At 44.2% G+C, this 22,975-nt stretch carries 22 protein-coding genes and 1 pseudogene; 22 read left to right on the top strand and 1 reads right to left on the bottom strand.

All coding sequences use genetic code 11. From position 1 onward, the window contains the following. Positions 1–49: 49 nt before the first annotated feature. The 16 genes and pseudogenes from AC04Q4_RS04155 to rpsA all read left to right on the top strand — a co-directional run bounded on the left by AC04Q4_RS04155 (position 50) and on the right by rpsA (position 16,193). Positions 50–1,246 carry a D-alanyl-D-alanine carboxypeptidase family protein gene (locus AC04Q4_RS04155; RefSeq protein WP_173737793.1) on the top strand — a complete coding sequence of 399 codons (1,197 nt, stop codon included), beginning with the start codon at positions 50–52 and terminating at the stop codon, positions 1,244–1,246. 121 nt (positions 1,247–1,367) lie between these two features. After that, on the top strand, positions 1,368–2,402 hold the full coding sequence (locus AC04Q4_RS04150; RefSeq protein ID WP_173755789.1) for a molybdopterin-binding protein: 1,035 nt from the start codon (positions 1,368–1,370) through the stop codon (positions 2,400–2,402). Position 2,403: 1 nt separating this feature from the next. Further along, positions 2,404–3,237, top strand: coding sequence for a metallophosphoesterase (locus tag AC04Q4_RS04145; RefSeq protein ID WP_173737795.1), 834 nt, complete (start codon positions 2,404–2,406; stop codon positions 3,235–3,237). Further along, positions 3,221–4,007 (top strand): annotated as a pseudogene (locus AC04Q4_RS04140) (segregation and condensation protein A). Before AC04Q4_RS04145 ends, AC04Q4_RS04140 begins: the two are co-directional and overlap by 17 nt. A gap of 109 nt (positions 4,008–4,116) precedes the next feature. Continuing rightward, positions 4,117–4,686, top strand: a complete 570-nt coding sequence (gene scpB, locus AC04Q4_RS04135; RefSeq protein WP_173737797.1) for an SMC-Scp complex subunit ScpB — start codon at positions 4,117–4,119, stop codon at positions 4,684–4,686. An 89-nt stretch (positions 4,687–4,775) separates the two neighbouring features. Then, the gene (locus tag AC04Q4_RS04130; protein WP_476388548.1) at positions 4,776–5,573 is read left to right on the top strand and encodes a zinc dependent phospholipase C family protein; all 798 of its coding nucleotides are present in this window, start codon (positions 4,776–4,778) and stop codon (positions 5,571–5,573) included. Positions 5,574–5,681: 108 nt separating this feature from the next. Beyond that, entirely contained in the window at positions 5,682–6,878 is a 1,197-nt protein-coding gene (locus AC04Q4_RS04125) for a D-alanyl-D-alanine carboxypeptidase family protein (protein ID WP_173737799.1), read from the top strand. 141 nt (positions 6,879–7,019) lie between these two features. Continuing rightward, complete coding sequence (locus AC04Q4_RS04120; protein ID WP_173737800.1) at positions 7,020–8,456, top strand: acyl-CoA carboxylase subunit beta; 1,437 nt, start codon at positions 7,020–7,022, stop codon at positions 8,454–8,456. Between the two features lie 13 nt (positions 8,457–8,469). Then, the gene (locus tag AC04Q4_RS04115) at positions 8,470–9,231 is read left to right on the top strand and encodes an OadG family transporter subunit (protein ID WP_476388547.1); all 762 of its coding nucleotides are present in this window, start codon (positions 8,470–8,472) and stop codon (positions 9,229–9,231) included. 23 nt (positions 9,232–9,254) lie between these two features. Next, entirely contained in the window at positions 9,255–9,638 is a 384-nt protein-coding gene (locus tag AC04Q4_RS04110; RefSeq protein ID WP_173737802.1) for a biotin/lipoyl-containing protein, read from the top strand. Positions 9,639–9,653: 15 nt separating this feature from the next. Then, positions 9,654–10,802: a sodium ion-translocating decarboxylase subunit beta gene (locus tag AC04Q4_RS04105; RefSeq protein WP_118168967.1), complete on the top strand. Its 1,149-nt coding sequence runs from the start codon at positions 9,654–9,656 to the stop codon at positions 10,800–10,802. A gap of 36 nt (positions 10,803–10,838) precedes the next feature. Next, the gene (locus AC04Q4_RS04100; protein WP_195455292.1) at positions 10,839–12,251 is read left to right on the top strand and encodes an oxaloacetate decarboxylase subunit alpha; all 1,413 of its coding nucleotides are present in this window, start codon (positions 10,839–10,841) and stop codon (positions 12,249–12,251) included. Between the two features lie 99 nt (positions 12,252–12,350). After that, positions 12,351–13,580 carry an aminoacetone oxidase family FAD-binding enzyme gene (locus AC04Q4_RS04095; RefSeq protein ID WP_476388546.1) on the top strand — a complete coding sequence of 410 codons (1,230 nt, stop codon included), beginning with the start codon at positions 12,351–12,353 and terminating at the stop codon, positions 13,578–13,580. Between the two features lie 27 nt (positions 13,581–13,607). Next, positions 13,608–14,273 (top strand): (d)CMP kinase, encoded by a 666-nt coding sequence (gene cmk / locus AC04Q4_RS04090; protein WP_476388545.1) that lies wholly within the window; start codon positions 13,608–13,610, stop codon positions 14,271–14,273. Continuing rightward, positions 14,270–15,136, top strand: a complete 867-nt coding sequence (gene ispH / locus AC04Q4_RS04085; RefSeq protein WP_476388544.1) for a 4-hydroxy-3-methylbut-2-enyl diphosphate reductase — start codon at positions 14,270–14,272, stop codon at positions 15,134–15,136. The genes cmk and ispH overlap by 4 nt, the downstream gene beginning before the upstream one ends. Continuing rightward, entirely contained in the window at positions 15,117–16,193 is a 1,077-nt protein-coding gene (gene rpsA, locus AC04Q4_RS04080; protein WP_173737807.1) for a 30S ribosomal protein S1, read from the top strand. The genes ispH and rpsA overlap by 20 nt, the downstream gene beginning before the upstream one ends. A gap of 211 nt (positions 16,194–16,404) precedes the next feature. Here the strand turns inward: rpsA and AC04Q4_RS04075 are convergent, their stop codons facing one another. Continuing rightward, positions 16,405–17,424, bottom strand: a complete 1,020-nt coding sequence (locus AC04Q4_RS04075) for a ribonuclease H-like domain-containing protein (RefSeq protein ID WP_476388543.1) — start codon at positions 17,422–17,424, stop codon at positions 16,405–16,407. Between the two features lie 374 nt (positions 17,425–17,798). Here AC04Q4_RS04075 and rsxC point away from each other — a divergent pair, with 374 nt between their 5' ends. Genes rsxC through AC04Q4_RS04045 form a run of 6 tightly spaced genes read left to right on the top strand, consistent with a single transcriptional unit; the run spans position 17,799 to position 22,808 of the window. Further along, the gene (gene rsxC / locus AC04Q4_RS04070; protein WP_173755781.1) at positions 17,799–19,124 is read left to right on the top strand and encodes an electron transport complex subunit RsxC; all 1,326 of its coding nucleotides are present in this window, start codon (positions 17,799–17,801) and stop codon (positions 19,122–19,124) included. Between the two features lie 14 nt (positions 19,125–19,138). Beyond that, entirely contained in the window at positions 19,139–20,116 is a 978-nt protein-coding gene (locus AC04Q4_RS04065; RefSeq protein WP_173737810.1) for an RnfABCDGE type electron transport complex subunit D, read from the top strand. Then, positions 20,116–20,694 carry an RnfABCDGE type electron transport complex subunit G gene (locus tag AC04Q4_RS04060; RefSeq protein ID WP_173755780.1) on the top strand — a complete coding sequence of 193 codons (579 nt, stop codon included), beginning with the start codon at positions 20,116–20,118 and terminating at the stop codon, positions 20,692–20,694. Before AC04Q4_RS04065 ends, AC04Q4_RS04060 begins: the two co-directional genes overlap by 1 nt. Before the next feature lie 14 nt (positions 20,695–20,708). Beyond that, positions 20,709–21,413: an electron transport complex subunit RsxE gene (gene rsxE, locus AC04Q4_RS04055; protein ID WP_173755779.1), complete on the top strand. Its 705-nt coding sequence runs from the start codon at positions 20,709–20,711 to the stop codon at positions 21,411–21,413. Positions 21,414–21,427: 14 nt separating this feature from the next. Further along, the gene (locus AC04Q4_RS04050; RefSeq protein WP_119238810.1) at positions 21,428–22,003 is read left to right on the top strand and encodes an electron transport complex protein RnfA; all 576 of its coding nucleotides are present in this window, start codon (positions 21,428–21,430) and stop codon (positions 22,001–22,003) included. 13 nt (positions 22,004–22,016) lie between these two features. Next, positions 22,017–22,808, top strand: a complete 792-nt coding sequence (locus AC04Q4_RS04045) for an RnfABCDGE type electron transport complex subunit B (protein WP_173737813.1) — start codon at positions 22,017–22,019, stop codon at positions 22,806–22,808. Positions 22,809–22,975 lie beyond the last annotated feature (167 nt).

Genomic DNA, 22,975 nt, shown 5'->3' with positions numbered 1-22,975 from the left:
TAATAAGCTTTTACAATAGAACAGAGAGATTTTCAGTGGGAGTGAGTTTATGAACAGAAAAATCCGGAATGCTTTTGCCGCATGGATCGTGATCATAAGTTTTATCCTGACACCAGCAAAAGTATGGGGGGAAGCAGTACAGTCCGCAGAAAACAGCAGTGAAAAGAGCCTTATTGAGGCACCAGCCGCAGTTCTTATGGAAAAAGAAACCGGTACTGTGATCTATTCCAGAGACCCGGATACCAGAAGAAGCCCGGCCAGTATTACAAAGATCATGACATTGATCCTTATTTTTGATGCTTTAGAAAACGGAAAACTTCATCTGGATGATACCATTACCACAAGTGCTTATGCTAAATCCATGGGTGGTTCCCAGGTATTTCTGGAAGAAGGAGAGACACAGAAAGCAGAGACTATGATCAAGTGCATTGTGATCGCTTCCGGAAATGATGCCAGTGTGGCAATGGCAGAGCATTTGGCTGGAACAGAACAGGCTTTTGTGGAACAGATGAACAAACGGGCATCAGAACTTGGAATGAAAAATACCCATTTTACAGATTGCTGCGGTCTGACAGAATCCCGGGAGCATTATACCACTGCCTATGATATTGCGCTTATGAGCCGTGAGTTAATCAGCAAATATCCAGAGATTCTTACATATTCCGCTATATGGATGGAAGATATCACTCATATCACAAGAAAAGGTTCTTCGAAGTTTACACTGACAAATACCAATAAACTGCTTCGAAGTTATGAAGGATGTATGGGGTTGAAAACAGGGAGTACCAGCATTGCCAAATACTGTTTAAGTGCAGTTGCTGAAAGAAACGGGATTACACTGATCGCATCTGTGATGGCGGCACCGGATCCTAAAACAAGATTCCGTGATGCAGCTTCTCTTCTCAACTACGGATTTTCAAAATGTATATTATACCTGGATGAAGCACTGGAAGAACTTCCATCTGTAAAAGTCCGTAAAGGGCTTAAAGAAGAAGTTTCGCTTACATATGCGGGGAAGTTTCGTTATCTGAGTACAGATGGTACAAAGCCGGACAATATTAAAAAGAAAAGGATTCTTTCCCAAAAAACTACAGCACCTGTAAAAAAAGGAGAAAAAGCAGGGATACAGGAATATTATCAGAATGGAAAGAGGATAGGAACTCTGGATATCCTTTATGCAGAGACAGTAGAAAAGGCCAGATACAGAGACTGGGCCGGACGGGTGGCGAAAGCATTTCTTTTGTAAAAGTTTTTTTCGGTGAAACATACTTTTGACAAAAAGCACTGGCTGGATGTATAATACAACGGAATAGACGCAGGAACAGAAGTGCTTCTGTGTCAATAACGGAAACGAGAAGGGATTTTTAATGAAAGAAATCAGAACAGAGGATGCAGCAGGTCATATTCTGTGTCATGATATCACACAGATCATAAAGGATGAAAAAAAAGGCGTTCTTTTCAAAAAAGGGCATGTGGTTAAGGAAGAAGATATCCCGCTTCTGCTCTCAGTAGGAAAAGAGCACCTTTTTGTATGGGAGAAAAAAGAGGGGATCCTTCATGAGAATGAGGCAGCAGAGATTCTATATAAGATATGTGCGGGAGATTCTGACAAGGTACATGGAACAGACATCAAAGAAGGAAAAATAGAAGTTATATCAAAGCTTGACGGGGTTCTGAAGATTCGTAAAGACGCACTTGTAGCTATCAACTCTCTTGGGGAGATGATGATTGCATCCAGGCATGGAAATTTTCCGGTGAAAAAAGGTGATAAGCTGGCAGGAACCAGGATCATTCCCCTTGTTATTGAGAAGGAGAAAATGGATGCAGCAGAAAAAGCAGCGGGAGAGCAGCCTGTTTTTGATATTCTTCCGTATCACCGGAAAAAAGTGGGAATTGTCACAACAGGAAGTGAGATCAAAAAAGGGCTGATCAAGGATACGTTTACACCGGTGCTGCGAGAGAAACTTGCAGAATATCCGACGGAAATTATCGGTCAGGTAATGCCTGGAGATGATAAAGAACAGATCACAGCAGAGATTTTATCTTTTGCAGAGGCAGGTGCAGATCTTATTGTCTGTACTGGAGGAATGAGTGTGGATCCTGATGACCGTACACCAGGCGGCATCCGTGATACAGGGGCTTTTATTGTAACATACGGAGCACCTGTCCTTCCGGGAGCGATGCTTCTGATCGCATATCTTTCCTGTAAAGGCAGAAGGATTCCGGTACTGGGTCTTCCGGGCTGCGTGATGTATGCGAAGAGAACAGTATTTGATCTGATCCTTCCCCGTGTGATGGCAGATGATGAAATAAAAGCTGAGGAGATTGCCAGTCTGGGTGAGGGTGGCCTGTGTCTGAACTGTCCGGTATGTACTTTCCCCAACTGCGGATTTGGAAAATAATATGAATACATTCAGAATCAAAAAATATAAGATTCATACAAATAAGATCCAGAATCCTGACGGAGTACGATTTGTTTTGCTGGCAGATCAGCATGGGGTTTCCTATGGCAGGGATAATTGCCGGCTTTTGGATACGATCCGTGATCTGCAGCCGGAGGCAGTCCTTGCAGCTGGCGATATGGCGGTTCGAACCGAACCGGATACGCTTGTAACAGCCTGTAAGCTTCTTACATCTCTTGCAGAAGAATTTCCGGTATATTATGCACTTGGAAATCATGAATATAAGATGTCTCTTGACGGAGAATTTCAGGAATATTATCGGAAATATGAGAAGGCTGTAAGAAAGGCAGGCGTCCATATTCTTCGCAATACTCATGAAGAGGTGATTATTTGCGGCGATCATTTCTGCTTTTTCGGACTGGAGCTGCCAATTGAGTATTATCATAAACCCAGATCTCCGAAACTTTATACAGAAACCATAAAAGAACTTATCGGATCCCCGGGAACAAATGGCATGCAGATCCTGCTGGCCCACAATCCCAAGTATGGAAAAACTTATTTTAAATGGGGGGCAGATATGATCGTGTCAGGCCATTACCATGGAGGAGTTGTGCGCCTGAGTGAACATCATGGTCTTTCTTCTCCACAGTATCTCGTATTGCCGCCTTTCTGCTGCGGCGATTTTCACAGGGGAGATCAGCATATGTTCGTCAGTGCAGGAATGGGAGAACACACGCTTCCATTGCGGATACACAATCCAAGGGAGCTTCTTGTGATCGATGTAAAACCCTCCGGAAAAAGAAATGAGGAAACAATAAATGGCCATATCCGTTAAGCTGAATGTATTTGAGGGACCGCTGGATCTGCTTCTTCACCTGATTGATAAAAACAAGATTGATATATATGACATTCCAATCGTGGAGATCACAGATCAGTATATGGAGTATCTTCACTCCATGGAAAAAGAAGATCTTGGTGTTATGAGCGAGTTCCTGGTCATGGCAGCTGACACTTCTTGATATTAAGTGTAAGATGCTTCTTCCCAAGGAGATTAATGAAGAAGGTGAGGAGGAAGACCCAAGAGCAGAGCTTGTACAGAAGCTTCTGGAATATAAGATGTACAAATATATGTCGTATGAACTGCGAGACAGGCTGGGTGAGGCAGCAGGTGTCTACTACCGTAAGCAGGATATACCTGCTGAGGTAAAACAGTATGAACCGCCTTCGGATCCCCGGGAACTTTTAAGGGGCCTGACACTTGAGAGGATGAATGCAATATATCGAGCTCTGATCCGTCGCCAGGAAAACAAGATCGACCCGATCCGAAGCAAATTCGGCCGGATTGAAAAAGAGGAGATCAGCCTGTCAGACAAACTTCTGGAAATGAAAGAGTATGCCAGAGGCCACAGGAAATTCAGCTTTCGGCAGCTTATGGAAAATCAGCATTCTAAAATACAGCTGATCGTTACATTTCTGGCAATTCTTGAACTTATGAAGATGGGACACATTCATGCGGAACAGGCAGAACCATTAGATGATATTCATGTAAGGGTGGTGACTGATCCGGATACATGGAAGAATCTGACAGAATTTGCCGATGAATAGATGTATAAATTGTCAGTTGATTATATTTACCAAATCATGTTTATAAATATAATGGAAGTACAGCGGAATAATGATATCCGTTTTATCAATAGAGGAATGAGGAAAATAATTGGAACTGAAACAGACTAAAGGAGAAATCGAAGCAATCCTTTTTGCCATGGGTGAGGCGGTTGAATTAAGTCGTATTGCAAAAGCGATTCAGCAGGATAATACTACAACCAGGAAAATTATCCGGGATATGATGCTGGATTACCAGAGAGAAGAACGAGGCATCCATATCATAGAGCTCGAGAATTCATTTCAGCTCTGCACAAAAAGAGAATACTACGATTCTCTCATAAGGATCGCAGCTCAGCCGAAGAAACCAACTTTGACGGATGTTATGCTGGAGACGCTTTCTATTATTGCCTACAAACAGCCGGTGACAAAAGCAGAGATTGAGAAAATCCGGGGAGTAAAATGCGACCATGCCATCAACAAATTGATGGATTATGATCTGATCAGAGAACTGGGGCGACTCGATGCACCAGGCCGTCCGATTCTTCTGGGAACAACAGAAGAATTTCTGAGATGTTTCGGAGTGCAGGGACTGGAAGAGCTTCCGGAGATGGATCCTGTACAGCTGGAAGATTTCAAAGCAGAGGCAGAAGAAGAGATACAGCTGAAGCTGGATGTATGATCCTGGCCTAGGATTGTGCAGCCAGGTAATGAGTGAATGTCTGCATAAGGCAGGCAAATTGGATGGAAACAAAAGAGGAGGAATACAAAATGCCCACAACATATGCACATGATCTTTTTGGAAAACGGGTTTACAGAAGACTTCCTGATAAATTGCAGCATCTGATCCGCAGCAACGGAAATCTGTACCGTATCGGGCAGCATGGTCCGGATATCCTGTTTTACTATTTCATATCAAAAAATCCGGTCACTCAGTATGGAGTGCGGATGCATGGCCGGAAAGCAAGAGATTTTTTTGAAAAAGGAATGGAATATGTCCGCAGAGAAAAAGATCCGGAGTTAATGGCATATATGCTGGGATTTGGCTGCCACTATATTCTGGATTCAACCTGTCATCCTTACGTAAATCAGGTAGCGAAAGAAGGAAAGGTTTCCCATACTCTTCTTGAGAAAGAACTGGATCGTATGCTGATGTATGAAACCGGAAAAAATCCTCTCCGGTTTTATCCTTCTCATGGCATTAAAGCGAAATATATGGCGGCAAGAACGATCCATAAGGTGCTGCCGGAGATCAGGACTTCTAATATCTATCTTTCTCTTAAAATGATGAAAATCTTTACCAGCCTTCTTGTATGTGATGATGGAGGATTGAGAAAACGCTTATCTGAGCATGCCCTTTCCCCGGCAGGGAAGAGAAGAACGGCTTTTATCACAGAATTTTTCATGAGTCAGGAGCCGGAAGTGGATTGCCATGAAGAACTTCTGAAACTCGACCGCCTTATTGATGAAGCTTTGGGCAAGGCACCGGACATGCTGGAAGAACTTGTAGCACTGGCAGTTAGACCAGGCCATCTTTCTGACAGATGGAATCTTACCTTTAACGGATAAACAAAAGACTGGTTATTCAGGGATATCCTTTCGCATAAAATTAAAAATATAATGGTTACTGCAAACGGGCATTCGAATGTTTGCTTTATCAGTGTGTGGAGGGATATCATGAAAATCAGGCGAGCAGCCGCTGTCGCTTTTATGGCAGCGGTTCTTATTATTCAGCAGATTTTTCCGGCGCAGGCAGCAGAAGTGCAGGAACTTTATGCACTGTCAGCAGTACTTATGGATGGAGAAACCGGTCGTGTTCTTTATGGAAAAGAAGCCTATAGAGCAAGACCTAATGCAAGTACCACAAAGGTTATGACCTGCATTCTTGCACTGGAGCTGGGAAATGGAGATGATTATGTACAGGTTTCCAAGGAAGCAGCATCGCAGCCTCAGACACATCTGGGAATGAAAGAGGGACAGCAGTTTTATCTGGAGGATCTTCTTTATTCGCTGATGTTAAAAAGTCATAATGATACAGCAGTAGCTATTGCGGAACATATAGGCGGTTCTGTGAAAAAATTTGCAGCACTGATGAATCAGAAAGCAAAAGAGCTTGGATGTACGGATACACATTTTGTAACTCCAAACGGGCTCGACGGTGAGGATGAAGGAGGAAGGCATCATACGACGGCCAGGGATCTGGCGCTTATTATGGCCTATGCAGTAAAGAACAGTACGTTTGTTCATATCACCCAGACCAGGGATTATACATTTTCAGATATTGCCGGAAAGAAATATTATACAGTTCATAATACAAACGCATTTCTGGATATGGAGACAGGTGTGATAACCGGGAAAACAGGATTTACAGGTAATGCAGGATATTGTTATGTATGTGCGGCACGTCAGGATGAAAAGCTTTTTATTGTTGCACTTCTGGGCTGCGGCTGGCCGGGAAACAAAAATTACAAATGGTCGGATGCCAGAAAACTTCTGTCCTATGGGCGGAACAATTACAGATATGCAGTTCTTCCGGAGTTACCCAGACTTCCGGAGATTCCTGTATCAGATGCTGTTCCTGATAACCGTGAGAGAGGCACCGGTACAGGAACATTGCTGAAGCTTCATGCAGCTGTTTCTGAAAAAGCTCTGGTAAAAAGGTATCTTTTGAAGAAAACAGAGACGATTACCTGGGAAACAGAACTTCCCGGCAAACTGGAAGCACCGGTCAGGAAAAATCAGAGGATCGGTTCCCTTCATGCGAAGCTCGATGGTAAAGAAATTTTCACCTGTCCTGTGACAGCAGAAGACAAAATCGGCAGAATCACCTATAAATGGTACGTAGATAAAGTTTTTCAGGATTATTTTCATTAATTTTACAGCCCCTGGCATATGTCAGGGGTTAATTTTTTAACGTTCATGACGAAAAGTATTGAATTTTCTGCAAAAAAAAGGTACAATTATACTCGGCTGAATTTTTGGTTATATTAATAAAAAAATGGAGGGCATAGTATAATGAGTAATGCGACACAAAGCGTAGCGGCTGCAAGGATTAATTCCCTGCTTGACGCCAACAGTTTTGTTGAGATCGGACAGGCTGTCACAGCCAGAGCTACAGATTTCAACATGACTGAAAAAAAAGCACCTTCAGACGGTGTGATCACCGGATATGGTGTGATTGACGGCAGTCTGGTGTATGTATACAGCCAGGATGCATCTGTACTGAACGGAACAGTTGGTGAGATGCATGCCAAAAAGATCGCCAAAATTTATGATCTCGCTCTGAAAGTTGGAGCACCAGTTATCGGTCTTGTAGACTGTGCGGGACTTCGTCTTCAGGAGGCTACCGATGCACTTGAGGCATTTGGTGAGATCTATCTGAAACAGACACTGGCATCCGGTGTTATTCCACAGATCACTGCTGTTTTCGGAACATGCGGCGGTGGAATGGCAGTTGTACCGGCTCTTACAGACTTTACATTTGTAGAGGAGAAGAAGGGCAGACTGTTTGTAAACACTCCGAATGCACTGGAGGGAAACAGAGTGGAAAAATGCGATTCAGCTTCCGCACAGTTCCAGAGTGAGGAGACAGGACTTGTTGACGGCATCGGAACAGAAGAGGAGATCCTTGGACAGATCCGTACACTGGTCAGCATGCTTCCGGAGAATAATGAAGACAATGACAGCTTCAAGGAATGCACAGATGACCTGAACAGAGTATGTGATGATATCGCAGGCTGCACAGGCGACACAGCTATTGCACTTTCAAAAATCGCTGATGACGGTGAGTTTTTTGAGACAAAGGCAGCTTACGGACAGGATGTTGTAACAGGTTTCCTTCGTCTGAACGGAGCTACTGTTGGTGCTGTTGCAAACAGAAGCGAGTCCTACGATGCTGATGGCAATAAGACAGAGATTTCTGACGGAACTCTTTCTGCCAGAGGTGCAAGAAAAGCTGCAGATTTCATTAAATTCTGTGATGCTTTTGAAATTCCGGTACTTACACTTACCAATGTAACAGGATTTAAAGCAACTCTCTGCAACGAGAAGATGATGGCTAAATCCGTAGGTGAGATGGTACATGCCTTTGCATCTGCAACTGTACCGAAGGTAAATGTTGTAGTTGGTAAAGCTTACGGAACTGCATACGTTGCCATGAACAGCAAATCTGTCGGAGCAGACATGGTTTACGCATGGGATACAGCAGAAATCGGTATGATGGATGCTTCCCTTGCAGCTAAGATCATGTATGAGGGAGCTGATGCTTCTACACTGAACGAGAAGACTGCAGAGTATAAAGAACTCCAGAACGGTATCGCATCCGCAGCAGCAAGAGGATATGTGGATACTGTGATCAAAGCAGAAGATACAAGAAAATATGTAATCGGTGCTTTTGAGATGCTGTTCACAAAAAGGGAAGACCGTCCATCCAAAAAGCATGGAACAGTCTAAGTGAGGTGAGCGTATGAGACAGTTTTATAAAAAGATCTCTTCTGTCTGCATGGCATTTCTTTGCGTGGCTGTACTTCTGATCGGATGCACAGCTACTGCATGGGCTGCTGATGAGGTTGATGATTCTGTAAAGAGTCAGCTTGTTACAACAACCAAAGGTCTGACGGAAGCGATCATCGCAATGTCCGAGGATGATATCCAGGGATATCTGGAATCAGAGGATGCTTTCACACAGAGTGCGGCAAGCGCATGGGACGGCTCCAGAGAAGAGCTCGGTGAGAAAAAAGGTGATATCGATGAGAAGGATATCACAGTAGAGTATTCCGATGACCAGTATACCGTTGTTGTTCCGGTATCCTTCGAGAAAAACAAAGCGAATTTCACTTATGTATTTGATAAATCAGGAACCCCGACTTCTGTTACTGTTGATGTAAATTATACACTGGCTCAGAACATGGAGAAGGCAGCCATGAACACAGTGATGGGTCTTGGAACCGTATTTGTGATTCTGGTATTCCTGATCTTCGTGATCTCTCTTTTCAAATATATTCCCGGACTTGTGGAAGGAAAGAAAAAAGAGAGTGCACCGGCTCCGGCAGCCGCAGCACCGGCTCCGGTTGCAGCACCAGTTGCTGAGCCTGCTGTTGAGGATGTAACAGATGATGGTGAGCTTATTGCCGTGATCGCTGCAGCAATCGCTGCTTCTGAAGGCAAGACAAGCACAGACGGATTTGTAGTACGTTCCATCCGTAAGATCAACCGCAGAAAAAGATAATCATTATTTAGGAGGATTTTAAAATGAAGAGTTATACAATTACTGTTAACGGAACAGCATATGAAGTTACTGTAGAAGAGAACGGAAACGCAGCAGCTCCAGTTGCAGCAACAGCTCCGAAGGCAGCTGCACCTGCACCAAAGGCAGCTCCTGCAGCAGCACCGAAAGCAGCAGCTCCTGCAGCAGGCGCAGGTTCTGTTAAGGTTTCTGCAGCTGTTCCTGGAAAAGTTGTAAAAATCGTTGCATCTGTTGGACAGAGCGTAAAAGCCGGTGACAGTGTAGTGATCGTTGAATCCATGAAAATGGAGATCCCGGTTGTTGCTCCTTCGGACGGAACAATCGCCAGCATCGATGTTGCAGAGGGTGCTGCCGTTGAAAATGGAGATACTCTTGCAACAATGAACTAAACAGGAGGTAGACAAATGTCTTATGTAACAAATACCCTGTCAAACCTGATCCATCAGACAGCATTTTTCAACCTTACCTGGGGAAACTACCTGATGATCGCAGTGGCATGTGTGTTCTTATATCTTGCCATTAAACATGGTTTTGAGCCGCTGCTGTTGGTTCCGATCGCTTTTGGTATGCTTCTGGTAAATATTTATCCGGACATTATGCTGAGCATTGAGGATTCATCCAATGGCGTTGGCGGACTTCTTCATTATTTTTACTTAATGGATGAGTGGAGTATTCTTCCTTCACTGATCTTCCTGGGTGTCGGTGCGATGACAGACTTCGGTCCGCTGATCGCAAACCCGATCAGCTTCCTGATGGGAGCAGCTGCACAGCTTGGTATTTACCTTGCATACTTCCTTGCAATTTTCCTTGGATTTAATGGAAAAGCAGCAGCAGCGATCTCTATCATTGGTGGTGCTGACGGCCCGACTTCCATTTTCCTTGCAGGTAAGCTTGGACAGTCTTCTCTTATGGGACCGATCGCAGTGGCAGCATATTCCTATATGTCCCTGGTACCGATCATCCAGCCTCCGATTATGAAGGCTTTCACAACAGAGGAAGAGCGTAAGATCAAAATGGCGCAGCTCCGTCCTGTTACAAAACTTGAGAAGATCCTTTTCCCGATCGTTATCACAATCGTTGTTTGCCTGATCCTTCCGACAACAGCTCCCCTTGTTGGTATGCTGATGCTCGGAAACCTGTTCCGTGAGTCCGGAGTTGTTAAACAGCTTTCTGAAACAGCTTCCAACGCTCTTATGTACATCGTAGTAATCCTTCTCGGAACATCTGTAGGTGCTTCCACAAGTGCTGAGGCGTTCCTGAACGTAGATACACTGAAGATCGTAGTTCTTGGTCTTGTTGCCTTTGCCTGCGGTACTTTTGGTGGTGTTATGCTTGGTAAGCTTCTCTGCAAGGTTACTCACGGAAAGATCAATCCTCTGATCGGATCAGCCGGTGTTTCTGCCGTTCCTATGGCAGCCCGTGTATCCCAGAAGGTTGGTGCTGAGGCAGATCCTACAAACTTCCTGCTGATGCATGCGATGGGACCGAACGTTGCTGGTGTTATCGGTACAGCGGTTGCTGCCGGTACATTCATGGCGATCTTTGGTGTCTAACCCATTGTCTTATAAAAATTTGTAAGGAGAATAATTATGGCAGAAATAGAGAAAAAACCTGTGAAAGTTGTGGAAACGATCCTGCGTGACGCTCATCAGTCCCTGATCGCTACACGTATGAGCACAGAGCAGATGCTTCCGATCATTGAGAAGCTTGACAAAGTCGGCTACTATGCAGTAGAGTGCTGGGGCGGTGCTACTTTCGATGCTTCCTTACGTTTCCTGAAAGAGGATCCGTGGGAAAGACTTCGCAAACTTCGTGACGGTTTCAAAAACACAAAGCTTCAGATGCTGTTCCGTGGACAGAACATCCTTGGATATCGTCCATATGCAGATGATGTAGTAGAGTATTTTGTACAGAAATCCGCAGCTAACGGTATCGATATCATCCGTATCTTTGACTGTATGAATGACCTTCGTAACCTTCAGACAGCTGTAAAAGCAGCAAACAAGGAGAAAGCACATGCACAGGTTGCAATGGCTTACACACTTGGTGATGCTTACACACTTGATTACTGGACAGATCTTGCAAAACGTATCGAGGATATGGGTGCAGATTCCATCTGTATCAAAGATATGGCAGGACTTCTTGTTCCGTATAAGGCTACAGAGCTTGTTCAGGCTCTCAAAGAGACTGTTAAGATCCCGATCGATCTTCATTCTCATTATACATCCGGTGTTGCTTCCATGACATATATGAAAGCAGTAGAGGCTGGTGTTGACATCATCGACACAGCAATGTCTCCGTTCGCTCTTGGAACATCCCAGCCGGCAACAGAGGTTATGGTTGAGACATTCAAGGGAACAGCATATGATACAGGATTTGACCAGCAGCTTCTCGCTGAGATCGCTGACTACTTCCGTCCGATGCGTGACGAGGCTCTTGATACAGGTCTTCTCAATCCGAAGAACCTTGGCGTAAACATCAAGACTCTTCTGTACCAGGTACCAGGTGGAATGCTTTCCAACCTGACATCACAGCTGAAAGAGCAGCATGCAGAGGATAAATTCTACGAAGTACTTGAGGAGGTTCCGCGTGTTCGTAAAGACCTCGGAGAGCCGCCGCTTGTTACTCCGTCCTCTCAGATCGTTGGTACACAGGCTGTATTTAACGTAATCATGGGCGAGCGTTACAAAGTTGTGACAAAAGAGACAAGAGACGTATTAAGTGGTAAATACGGCGCAACAGCCAGACCATTTAACCCGGAAGTACAGAAGAAGTGCATCGGTGATGTAGAGCCGATCACATGCCGTCCTGCAGACCTTCTGGAAGACGAGCTTGATAAGCTTGAGAGCGAGATGGCACAGTACAAGGAGCAGGATGAGGATGTTCTGACATACGCACTGTTCCCACAGGTAGCCATGGACTTCTTTAAATATCGTCAGGCTCAGAAAACGAAGGTTGATGAGACTGTAGCTGATACAAAGAACGGCGCATACCCGGTATAAAGCACAGAGAGAATGTTTTACATTCAGATACAACAGAAGGAGCTTGCTGTATGCAGGCTCCTTTGTGCATAAAAAACGAAAAAGGCAGGATAACAGGTAATGTCCAAGGTTGCGATCGTAGGCGGTGGTGCCGCCGGAATGCTCTGCGGCGTTTATGCTGCGCGCAGAGGACACCAGGTTCATATCCTGGAAAAAAATGAAAAACTTGGTAAAAAACTTTTCATCACAGGTAAGGGACGATGCAATGTCACAAATGATTCAGACACAGAAGAACTGTTTCCGGCAGTGATGTCGAATCGCAAGTTCCTTTACAGTGCTTTTTACACATATGGAAGCAGGGATGTGATGAATTTCTTTGAGGAAGCAGGCGTACCATTAAAAACCGAGCGTGGAAACCGTGTATTTCCGGTATCTGATCATTCATCTGATATTATCCGCGCACTGGAACGGGAACTGAAAAAAGCCGGAGCACAGGTACATCTTCATACAGAGGTGAAGGAAGTTTGCACAGAGGAAGAGAAGGTTACAGGCGTATTACTTGCCGATGGAACTTTTTTTACTGCTGATGCAGTGGTGGTTGCCACAGGCGGGCTTTCTTATCCTTCTACAGGTTCTACAGGAGATGGATACCGTTTTGCAGCTGAAACCGGCCATAAAGTAGTTGCCCAGTCGCCGTCACTGGTACCTCTGGTAGCGAAAGAAGATTATGTATCCAAACTCCAGGGCCTTTCCCTTCGAAATGTCGAGCTGACCGTGAAATCCGGAAAAAAAGTCCTCTATAAAGATTTTGGCGAGATGATGTTTACACATTTCGGAGTTACAGGTCCCCTGATACTTTCTGCAAGTGCTCAGATCGGCAAAAAACTGGAAAAAGAATCTTTGCAGGCTTATCTCGACCTGAAGCCCGCACTTGATGCAGAACAGCTTGATGCCCGGATCCTGCGTGAGTTCGATGCAAATCCCAATAAACAGTTCAAAAATGTGATCGGTGTTCTTTTTCCGTCTTCTCTGACTCCGATCATGATCGAGATCGGTGGAATTCCGGGAGACAAGCCAGTACATGAAATCTCCAGGGAAGAACGCCAGGCCTTTGGCCGTCTGATCAAGGCTTTCCCTTTTACGATCACAGGAATGGGAGAGTTCAAGGAAGCTATCATCACAAGAGGCGGTGTGTCAGTAAAAGAGATACAGCCATCTACAATGGAATCCAAAAAAGTAAAAAATCTGTATTTTACAGGTGAAGTGCTGGATCTGGATGCTGTGACAGGTGGCTATAATCTTCAGATCGCGTGGTCTACCGCGTATGTTGCAGCGCAGGCGATCGAATAACAGAAAAAGAGGAAGGGGCATTTAATTATGGGTATTAATATTGCAATTGACGGGCCCGCAGGTGCAGGAAAAAGCACAATCGCAAAAAAGGTGGCAAAGGAGCTGTCCTTTATCTATGTAGATACAGGAGCCATGTACCGTGCCATGGCACTTTATCTTCTGGAAAAAGGCATCAGCGGTGATGAAAAGATCGCCGAAGCCTGTCACGGTGCGGATATCTCCATCCGCTATGAGAACGGCGAGCAGCAGGTGATCCTTAACGGAAAAAATGTAACTTCATTTCTCCGTAAGGAAGAGGTTGGAAACATGGCATCTGTAAGTTCTGCAAATCCGGAAGTGCGCGCGCATCTTCTGAAACTACAGCGAAATCTTGCAGCTGAGAACAATGTGGTCATGGATGGAAGAGATATCGGAACTACCATTCTTCCGAATGCAGAAGTAAAGATCTTTCTGACTGCAAGTGCCAGAACCCGTGCCAACAGACGATATCTGGAGCTTACAGAGAAGGGAGAAGCCTGCGATCTGGAGGCAATCCTGAAAGATATTATTGACAGGGACGAGAGAGATATGAACCGAGCCGTTTCACCGCTGAAGCAGGCAGAAGATGCAGTTCTTGTTGATTCTTCTGAGATGGGAATTGACGAAGTTGTTGATAAAATTCTTTCTGTATACAGAGAAAAGGTGAATAGATGAAGATAAAAGTTGCGGAAACTGCCGGATTCTGTTTCGGCGTACAAAGAGCAGTGGATCGGGTTTATGATCTGATCGGCTCCGATGCTGCACCTATTTATACATTGGGACCTATCATCCATAATGAGGAAGTTGTCTCAGACCTGGAAAAAAGAGGCGTGGCTGTGATCAGTGAGGAGGATCTTGCCAGCTTAAAGGGCGGTACAGTTGTGATCCGTTCTCATGGTGTAGGCCGCAAGGTCTATAACAAGATCAAGAAATACGGTCTGGGATACGTAGATGTTACCTGTCCTTTTGTGCTGAAGATCCACAAGATCGTTGAGAGAGAAAGTGCCAGAGGTGCACATATTGTGATTATCGGAGATCCGGATCATCCGGAGGTACAGGGAATCTGCGGATGGTGTCAGGGACCGTACACAGTAATCAAAAGTGCCGAAGATGCTGAAGAATTCAGCATTTCGCCGGATAAAGAAGTGTGTGTAGTTTCACAGACGACATTTAATTACAACAAATTTCAAGAATTAGTTGAAATTCTCCGCAAAAAGAGTTATGATAATAATGTTTTAAATATTTTAAATATTTTAAACACTATTTGTAATGCTACCGAAGAACGGCAGAAAGAAGCTAAAGCGATAGCCGGAGAGGTAGACACTATGCTGGTTGTAGGCGGCCGACATAGTTCCAATACTCAAAAGCTGTTTGAAATATGTAAAAAGGAATGTGGAAATACTTACTATATACAAACACCTGTAGACTTGGATTCTGAAATGTTCCAATGCAGTAGTTGTGTAGGTATTACAGCAGGGGCTTCCACCCCAAAGAAAATTATTGAGGAGGTTCAAGAACATGTCAGAATTAAGTTTTGAACAGATGCTGGAAGATTCCGTAAAAACAATCAGAAATGGAGAGATCGTACAGGGTACCGTCATCGATGTAAAAGATGATGAGATCATCCTGAATATCGGCTATAAAGCAGACGGTATCATCACAAAGAACGAGTACACAAACGATTCAAGCGTTGTGCTTACAGACGTTGTTAAACCTGGCGATACCATGGAAGCAAAGGTTCTCAAAGTAAACGACGGAGAGGGCCAGGTTACACTGACTTACAAACGTCTTGCAGCAGAGAAGGGAAACAAACGTCTTGAGGAGGCATTTGAGAACCAGGAGGTTCTGAAAGCTCCTGTAACACAGGTACTTGATGGTGGTCTTTGTGTTAACGTAGAGGAAACAAGAGTATTCATTCCTGCAAGCCTTGTATCCGACACATATGAGAAAGACCTTTCCAAATACGCAGATCAGGAGATCGAGTTTGTTATCACAGAGTTCAACCCAAGAAGACGCCGTATCATCGGTAACCGTAAACAGCTTCTTCTTGCTGAGAAAGCCGAGAAACAGAAAGAGCTTCTTGCTAAGATCAAAGCTGGTGACAAGGTTGAGGGTGTTGTTAAGAATGTTACAGATTTCGGTGCATTCATCGATCTCGGTGGAGCAGACGGACTTCTTCACATCTCTGAGATGTCCTGGGGCAGAGTAGAGAATCCGAAGAAGGTATTCAATGTTGGTGATAAAGTTACAGTTCTTATCAAAGAGATCAACGGAGATAAGATTGCACTTTCCCTTAAATTCCCGGAGGAGAACCCATGGCTTACAGCTGCTGAGGACTTCGCAGTAGGAAATGTAGTAAAAGGTAAAGTTGCACGTATGACAGATTTTGGTGCATTTGTTGAGCTTGCACCTGGAGTAGATGCACTTCTTCATGTATCTCAGATTTCCAGAGAGCACGTTGCTAAACCATCTGATGTACTTTCCATCGGACAGGAAATCGAGGCTAAAGTTGTTGATTTTAATGGCGAGGACAGAAAGATCAGCCTTAGCATGAAAGCACTTGAGGATTATTCTGCAGAGCAGACAGAGGAGTAATTTCTATCCGGAAGTTTGAACAGATATTGATATTCTGAGAATTATAAGAGACTGTTTCCATTTTGGCGGCAGTCTCTTTTTTAGTGTTTAATAATTCCTGTAACAGTAAAATGAACAAGCCCCGGGCATATGCTTTTACAGGCATATTCTGCAGTTCAGAAGCAAAATGTTCAGGGCTTTTTGGTTTATGCTGATCCTAGATATAATGAATTCATTTTAAAGTGGAGAGATAATAAGGCAGGCAATGTTTAAGATAAGTTTTCTGTTTGAGCGGATTCCGGACAAAGTCATCTGTTACAGAGAACCAGGTATAGCAGGTATCTTTTTTGGCAGGTTTACGAAGTTTCTTATCCATGCAGACACTTAATGTCTTTGGGATGGCTGTATCTTCTGAAGGAATATAATCATAATCCTTGTAATTGGAATAATACTGTTTTAAACGGCCGTTTTGGTGCTTTATGAGGAAACGAACGCGGTTTTTCTGACCGGTTATGTAGAATTTTTCACTATAATTGGAGAATTCCACAGGTAGACTGCGGGAAAGTACAAGGGTAAAAATTATTTGTTCGTCTAGAAATTCACAATTCAGAGGCTCATAACCTTCTTCAAAAAGACAGAGATAGGAAAGCATTGAGAGGATTTTTCCAAGTCCAAGAAGATCCTCCTGATTGTGGCCAAGTACAATATCAGCGGCATCTTTTTTTTTGCCTGAAGCAAATTGTTTATAGTGACGGATACATGCCCCGCCATCGCAGTATTCACGCTGGTCGATTCCAAGGAAAGCTTCCACAGAAGGCTGATTCATTTTGGAAAGCTTCAGTAGCCCTTTTACGGGTTTCAGCTGTCGGTAAAGGTCCAGAGAAAGCAGGTTTTCAAAGGGAGAAGGCAATCCGTGAATCTGACAGCGGGCTTCCAGGTAAGGCTGGTCAAAACTGTCGCCGTTATACTGGATCGTGCAGGAAAAATTCTGTAAAAATTCCGAAAATATTTTCAAAAGCTCGGGTTCTTCTTTCTCATCTTCGATCATCCACTGGTACATCTGCCAGTTTTTTTCTTCATAAGCCACAGCACCGACAAGATACAGAAAAGTGGAATTTCGTGATAGTCCTGTTGTTTCAATGTCATAGAAAACCGGTACAAAATGCTCTGAAAATGCATGCTTTTTAGTCAATTTTTTAACAGTCTCAAAGTCCGGAAACCCTTGTAAAATCGGCATTTTTTTAACAATCATGTTAATTTCCTCCTTTATGGATTGTATCTAATTATACACAAAAAAACGTTTTTTCCATAGTGCAATTTTAGGTGAAATGAGTTATAGTATATTCGTGGAGTTGATGAAAATAACAGGAAATGGTACTGGATTTATGTGGGAATTGACAGTTATAAAAACTGATTAATATTACTTTATAATTTGATTTTTATCTGCAGTTTTCCTGGAACCGTGATCACTTCTATATGAAAGTATATCATAGTATGACGGATAGAATCAATCTATCATACATATATCAGAAACACGGAAATCAACTTTAAAAAAGAGTATGATGTGCACAGCACGGAAACGCAGCGTGCATGTACATGCAAACAATAAAGGAGGAGATGAGATCTATGGCATTTTTAACCTTCAGAGGTGGTATTCATCCTTATGACGGCAAAGATTTGTCAAAAAACTGTCCTGTTGAGAAGTATCTGCCGAAAGGAGATCTGGCAATTCTTGTATCTCAGCATATCGGAGCTCCGGCCAAGCCGATCGTGAAAAAAGGCGATCATGTGCTCGTAGGACAGAAAATCGCAGAAGCAGGTGGATTCGTTTCTGCACCGATACATTCATCTGTATCAGGAACTGTGAAAGGAATCGAGAAACGCCTGACAGCAGTAGGAGCCATGGGTGATGCGATCATCATTGAAAATGATGGACAATATGAATCGGTGGAATATACACCTGCCAATCTTTCCAACCTTTCCAAAGAAGACATTTTAAAAAGAATTCAGGAAGGCGGAGTTGTAGGACAGGGTGGTGCAGGCTTCCCGACACATGTGAAGCTTTCACCGAAGGAACCGGACAAGATCGACCACATTCTGGTAAATGGTGCGGAGTGCGAGCCTTATATTACCAGTGACTACCGCAGAATGATGGAAGAACCGGAGAATGTTGTAAAAGGACTGGAAGTAATCCTGAAAGTATTCCCGAAAGCATTGGGATGCATCTGTATCGAGGATAACAAGCCTGACTGTATTGCCAGAATGAAGGAAGCTATCAAAGGCAAAGAACGTATGGAAGTAAAAGAACTCAAGACCAAATATCCGCAGGGTGGTGAGCGTACTCTGATCTATGCGGTTACAGGCAGAGAGATCAATTCCACCATGCTTCCGGCAGATGTAGGATGTGTTGTTGATAACGTAGAAACCGTTACCTCTGTTTATAAAGCAGTAATCCTTGGTCAACCGGTCATCAGCCGTAATTTAACAGTTACAGGAGACGGCATCCGCACACCGAAAAACTTTTCCGTTCTTACAGGAACAGATCTGTCAGAACTTGTAGACGCTGCAGGTGGCCTGAAAGAAAAGATCGCGAAAGCAATTTCCGGTGGACCGATGATGGGATTTGCACTGTATGATCTTCACATCCCATGTACAAAGACAACCTCTTCCCTGCTTTTTCTGGAGCATGATGCAGTATCCGAGGCGAAGCAGATTCAGACTGCATGTATCAACTGCGGACGTTGCGTAAGCGTCTGTCCAGGCCATGTGGTTCCCGCCCGTCTTGCAACTCTTGCAGAGAACGGTGATATGGCAGGCTTCGAGAAGATGGATGGTATGGAGTGCTGTGAATGCGGCTGCTGCAGTTACATCTGTCCTGCCAAACGACCTCTGACTCAGAGTATTAAATCTATGAGAAAAATGGTTCTTGCCGAGCGCAAGAAAAAGAAATAGGGGGAGGAAAAACAATGGAACAAATGTATAACGTATCATCTAATCCCCATATCAGGGATAAAATGACTACCAGTCGTATCATGCAGCTGGTTGTGATCGCACTTCTGCCTGCGACATTATTTGGTATCTGGAATTTTGGTGTGCATGCACTTCTTGTAATTCTTGCAACGATTGCATCCAGTGTATTTTTTGAGTGGCTTTATGACCGTCTGATGCACAAGAAGAACACGACCAAAGATTTCAGTGCAGTTGTAACAGGTCTTCTGCTTGCTTTAAACATGCCGCCCCAGATTCCAATCTGGATGCCGATCCTTGGCAGTGCCTTTGCGATTATTGTTGTAAAACAGCTGTTCGGCGGACTTGGCCAGAACTTTATGAACCCGGCTCTTGCAGGAAGATGTTTCCTTATGATCTCTTTTGCCGGAAAGATGACTAACTTTGCAGTTTCCAAGAGCTCTCATGCAGTTGTGGATACTGTTACACAGGCAACACCTCTGGCGGCTCTGAAGAGCCAGGGATTTGTTGCGGGAACTTCCATTCCGGTAAAAAATCTCTTCCTTGGTAATATCCAGGGAACCATCGGTGAAACCTCCGCACTGGCAATCCTGATCGGTGCCGTGATCCTTCTTGCATTTAAGATCATTGATCTGAAAGTGCCACTTACATATATCGGAAGCTTCGCCGTATTTGTGATCCTTTATATGCTGGGAACAGGCAAAGGATTTGACGTGAACTATCTTTTCAGCCATATCTTCGGCGGCGGTCTGATGCTTGGCGCATGGTTCATGGCAACCGATTATGTAACCACACCGATCACACCGAAGGGACAGCTGGTATATGGATGCTGCCTTGGTATTGTAACAGCAGTGTTCCGTCTCTTTGGCGGTTCTGCAGAGGGTGTTTCCTATGCGATCATTTTCTGCAACCTTCTGGTTCCGCTTATTGAGAAAGTAACAAAACCGGTTGCTTTTGGAAAAGGAGGCAGGAAATAATGAGTAAGATTATCAGAAATACATTGATCCTTACGATCATTACAGTAGTTGCCGGACTTGGACTTGGACTGGTTTATGAAGTTACAAAAGAACCGATCGCAAGAACTGAAGAGCAGGCAAAAAAAGAAGCATGGCAGACAGTATTCAGTGATGTAAGCCTGGAAGATTTTAAAGCCATTGACGTAGATCAGGAGGCTGCCGATAAAGTAGTTGCCGATTTTGGAGTAAAAGCTACAGTGGACGAAGTCTGTGAAGCAGCAGATGAAGGATACGTAGTAACGGTAACAGATAAAGAAGGCTACGGCGGTGACATCCAGATCACAGTAGGTGTGACAAAGGACGGAACCGTAAGCGGTGTTTCCATTCTTTCTATCAGTGAGACCGCAGGACTTGGAATGCGTGCGACAGAAGCCCAGTTCCAGGAGCAGTACGTAGGTAAAAATACCGATAAATTCTATGTATCCAAAGATGGCGGCGAAGGTGAGCCTATTGATGCCATCAGTGGTGCGACCATTACATCCAGAGCTTTTACCGGTGCAGTCAATACAGCTATCGGCTATTGCAAAAACGCATTTTAGGAGGGTAGTTGAATATGAATAAATGTGGTGAAAGATTAAAAAACGGTATTATAACCGAGAATCCGATTTTCGTTCTGATGCTGGGAATGTGTCCGACACTTGCGGTAACAACTTCAGCTATCAATGGTATTGGTATGGGACTTTCCACAACCGTGGTACTTGTTATGTCAAACATGCTGATCTCCATGCTGCGTAAAGTGATTCCGGATTCTGTGAGAATGCCGGCATTCATCGTAGTTGTAGCATCTTTTGTAACAATCGTGCAGTTCCTTATGGAAGGTTTTACTCCTTCCCTTTATGATTCACTTGGAATCTATATTCCGCTGATCGTAGTTAACTGTATCATTCTAGGACGTGCAGAGAGCTATGCTTCCAAGAATCCGGTCCTTCCTTCAATTTTTGACGGACTTGGAATGGGACTTGGATTTACAGTCGGTCTGGTTGCCATTGGTCTTGTAAGAGAGATCCTTGGTTCCGGAAAAGCTTTCGGAGCACAGATCATCCCGGTTGCTGATGCAGCTACTGGTGCTGCCGGTTATACCCCGATCACTATCTTTATCCTTGCACCTGGAGCATTCCTGGTTCTTGCAGGACTTGCAGCAATCCAGAACAAAGTAAAGATCAACATGGCAAAGAAGGGCAAGGATGTTTCCAAGATCCAGTCCGGCTGCGGTTCCAACTGTGCAACCTGCGGCGGCTGTCCTTCTGAGAAAGAATAAAGGGGGAGTAGAAGATGGCAAGCTTAATGTTAATTGCTATTGGTTCTGCACTTTGCAGTAACGTTGTATTAAGCCAGTTCCTTGGAATCTGTTCTTTCCTGGGAGTTTCCAAGAAGACTGAAACTGCAGTCGGCATGGGAGGCGCGGTTGTATTTGTTATCACGATCGCATCCTTTGTTGCTTCGCTGTTATATAAATTTATCCTGGTACCAACACATTTTGAGTACCTGAAAACAATCGTATTTATCCTCGTTATCGCAGCACTGGTACAGATCGTAGAGATGTTCCTCAAGAAATTTGTTCCATCTCTTTACAAGGCGCTTGGTGTATATCTTCCGCTGATCACAACAAACTGTGCAGTTCTTGGTGTGGCACTGAACAACGTAAAATATGAGTACAGCATTCTTGAGAGCGTTGTCAACGGATTTGCAACAGGCGTGGGTTATCTGATCGCTATCGTACTGCTTGCGGGAATCCGTGAAAAAATGGAATACAACGATATTCCGGAATCCTTCCAGGGGATGCCGATCGTTCTGCTTACAGCAGCATTGATGGCTATTGCATTCTTTGGATTCTCCGGAATCGTATAGGAGGAAGAAAAGCATGAGTATAACAGGAATTATTATGGCTGCAGTCATTGTCGGCGGTACTGGATTATTCATTGGTATCTTCCTTGGACTGGCAGATAAGAAATTAACTGTAAAGGTAGATGAAAAAGAAGAAGCCATTCTTGGCGTTCTTCCAGGTAATAACTGTGGTGGCTGCGGATATCCGGGATGTTCCGGACTTGCGGCAGCCATTGCCAAAGGAGAGGCTCCGGTTGATCAGTGTCCGGTCGGCGGCGCTCCGGTAGCTGCCAAGATTGGCGCGATCATGGGACAGGAAGTAAAAGAAACCGCACGTCAGGTTGCTTTTGTAAAATGTGCCGGAACCTGCGACAAGACAACTGAAAAGTATGAGTACACAGGCGTGGAAGACTGTGAGATGATGGCATTCATTCCTGGCAGTGGAGCAAAAAATTGTACTTTCGGATGTATGGGATTCGGAAGCTGTGTAAAGGCATGTCCGTTTGATGCCATCCATGTAGTAAATGGTGTTGCAGTAGTAGATCAGGAAGCATGTAAGGCCTGCGGCAAATGCGTCGCAAAATGCCCGCGTCATCTCATCGAGCTGGTGCCATATGACAAACAGATCCGTGTGGCCTGCAGCTCCCATGCAAAAGGAAAAGCTGTTACAACAGCCTGCGAGCTTGGCTGTATCGGATGTAAGAAATGTGAGAAGAACTGTCCGTCAGAGGCGATTACAGTTACTGATTTCTGTGCACACATTGATTATGATAAGTGTACAGGCTGTGGTAAATGTAAAGAAGTCTGCCCGAGACATGTAATTCTGTAAAGAACGAAGTAACAAAGGAGAACTGTCATCACAGAAATTTTTCTGTAAAATGGCAGTTCTTTTTTCTATGAAGTAAATCTTGGAGCTGTCCATCCTGCTTGACAAATAAATTATTGTTCAGTATAGTGAACGCATGACCAATAGTAACAATTATCGGAGGTATTATA

It is taken from the genome of Blautia sp. HA8986 (genome assembly GCF_056504635.1).
This window is presented reverse-complemented; position numbering and strand designations above follow the sequence as displayed.

Coding starts and splice junctions, on each gene's coding strand:
- AC04Q4_RS04120 (WP_173737800.1), top strand. CDS start 7,020: ATGAGTAATGCGACACAAAGCGTAGCGGCTGCAAGGATTAATTCCCTG.
- AC04Q4_RS04150 (WP_173755789.1), top strand. CDS start 1,368: ATGAAAGAAATCAGAACAGAGGATGCAGCAGGTCATATTCTGTGTCAT.
- AC04Q4_RS04060 (WP_173755780.1), top strand. CDS start 20,116: ATGAGTAAGATTATCAGAAATACATTGATCCTTACGATCATTACAGTA.
- AC04Q4_RS04065 (WP_173737810.1), top strand. CDS start 19,139: ATGGAACAAATGTATAACGTATCATCTAATCCCCATATCAGGGATAAA.
- AC04Q4_RS04050 (WP_119238810.1), top strand. CDS start 21,428: ATGGCAAGCTTAATGTTAATTGCTATTGGTTCTGCACTTTGCAGTAAC.
- AC04Q4_RS04115 (WP_476388547.1), top strand. CDS start 8,470: ATGAGACAGTTTTATAAAAAGATCTCTTCTGTCTGCATGGCATTTCTT.
- AC04Q4_RS04075 (WP_476388543.1), bottom strand. CDS start 17,424: ATGATTGTTAAAAAAATGCCGATTTTACAAGGGTTTCCGGACTTTGAG.
- rsxC (WP_173755781.1), top strand. CDS start 17,799: ATGGCATTTTTAACCTTCAGAGGTGGTATTCATCCTTATGACGGCAAA.
- rsxE (WP_173755779.1), top strand. CDS start 20,709: ATGAATAAATGTGGTGAAAGATTAAAAAACGGTATTATAACCGAGAAT.
- ispH (WP_476388544.1), top strand. CDS start 14,270: ATGAAGATAAAAGTTGCGGAAACTGCCGGATTCTGTTTCGGCGTACAA.
- AC04Q4_RS04130 (WP_476388548.1), top strand. CDS start 4,776: ATGCCCACAACATATGCACATGATCTTTTTGGAAAACGGGTTTACAGA.
- AC04Q4_RS04110 (WP_173737802.1), top strand. CDS start 9,255: ATGAAGAGTTATACAATTACTGTTAACGGAACAGCATATGAAGTTACT.
- rpsA (WP_173737807.1), top strand. CDS start 15,117: ATGTCAGAATTAAGTTTTGAACAGATGCTGGAAGATTCCGTAAAAACA.
- AC04Q4_RS04095 (WP_476388546.1), top strand. CDS start 12,351: ATGTCCAAGGTTGCGATCGTAGGCGGTGGTGCCGCCGGAATGCTCTGC.
- AC04Q4_RS04105 (WP_118168967.1), top strand. CDS start 9,654: ATGTCTTATGTAACAAATACCCTGTCAAACCTGATCCATCAGACAGCA.
- AC04Q4_RS04155 (WP_173737793.1), top strand. CDS start 50: ATGAACAGAAAAATCCGGAATGCTTTTGCCGCATGGATCGTGATCATA.
- cmk (WP_476388545.1), top strand. CDS start 13,608: ATGGGTATTAATATTGCAATTGACGGGCCCGCAGGTGCAGGAAAAAGC.
- AC04Q4_RS04125 (WP_173737799.1), top strand. CDS start 5,682: ATGAAAATCAGGCGAGCAGCCGCTGTCGCTTTTATGGCAGCGGTTCTT.
- AC04Q4_RS04145 (WP_173737795.1), top strand. CDS start 2,404: ATGAATACATTCAGAATCAAAAAATATAAGATTCATACAAATAAGATC.
- AC04Q4_RS04100 (WP_195455292.1), top strand. CDS start 10,839: ATGGCAGAAATAGAGAAAAAACCTGTGAAAGTTGTGGAAACGATCCTG.
- AC04Q4_RS04045 (WP_173737813.1), top strand. CDS start 22,017: ATGAGTATAACAGGAATTATTATGGCTGCAGTCATTGTCGGCGGTACT.